General features: G+C 42.0%; 1 protein-coding gene. It reads right to left on the bottom strand.

From position 1 onward, the window contains the following. Positions 1 to 5 precede the first annotated feature (5 nt). Positions 6 to 1,010, bottom strand: coding sequence for a protein kinase domain-containing protein (locus tag QUA13_RS32590; RefSeq protein ID WP_333205247.1), 1,005 nt, complete (start codon positions 1,008 to 1,010; stop codon positions 6 to 8). Positions 1,011 to 1,091: the final 81 nt, after the last annotated feature.

The following is a 1,091-nucleotide window of genomic DNA, read 5'->3' as shown; positions in this document are numbered from 1 at the left end:
CCAAACTACCGAAAACTCCTAGAATACGGCTCTCTCAGAGCCTGACTCTCCCAAAATATGTCCGAACTGTTGTTATCGGGCATAAGAGATTTAATTTCTTCAATTTCCAACTGGCAAATGTCCGGTCTGGGGGCTGCCTTGGAATTATTCCATCTCAATCCGAGCAGATGGCTGCTATAGGAGATTTGCTGGCGATCGATTCTGAAACGCAATTTCCGAAATAGTGCAAACAGAAACATTACTGCTACCGCAACTGATAAACTTTCTGCTATCATCACAAGAATTAGCAGATTTATCTCTGAATTAGTGAATGGCTTATTATAATCAAAATTACCCCATAATATGGCAGTTGCAGCAACCGCAGTAGAAAACAGAGCAATTAACCCAAAACCAACTCCTGGCGGCGGAAATATAATTTCGATAAACTCCGAATTTTTTGTCAATTTAATATCGCTGCCTTGCGGCTGCAAGGCTATAGATTTTTTGTCGATAGAACTGGGATTTTTGAGACATCGCAATGCTTCCTCAGCCGAAGATAACCGTTTGGATAAACTCGGTTCCGTCATCCACTCCAGCCAATCAACTAAATTAGGATTGAGATGCGTGATGCGAGCGGCAAATTGAATTTTTAAATCCTGCTGCGCCAGTTCCGTGGGATGCAAACCTGTTACCAAATAAATTAAAGTTGAACCTAAACCATAAAGGTCAGAAGCCGGAACCGAGCGCCCGCCAAATTGTTCCGGCGCCATATATCCGTAAGTTCCCACTACTGTAATTGTGCCGCCAAACTTTGCAGCTTGGTTCTGCACCGAGCCGAAATCAACTAAATAAACTTGTCCGACCGAGTGACCGGATCTGCTGTGCAGTAAAATATTGCTGGGTTTAATATCGCGATGAATAACAGGCGGTTCTTGTTTGTGCAAATAAATCAAAATTTCTAACAGCGATTTAGCTAATTCTTTCACCTCGCTTTCGCTAAAACTACGTCCAGCTTTTAAATGGTCTTCCAAAGTTTTTCGGTTCTTCTGGGTTTTTGGTGAAAACCGTATAATGAGATACCACTACTTGATTTCTACCCTATGGATATTCAT

The organism is Microcoleus sp. S28C3, from assembly GCF_036700785.1.
In the GTDB taxonomy this organism is placed as follows: Bacteria; Cyanobacteriota; Cyanobacteriia; order Cyanobacteriales; family Microcoleaceae; genus Microcoleus; species Microcoleus asticus.
This window is presented reverse-complemented; position numbering and strand designations above follow the sequence as displayed.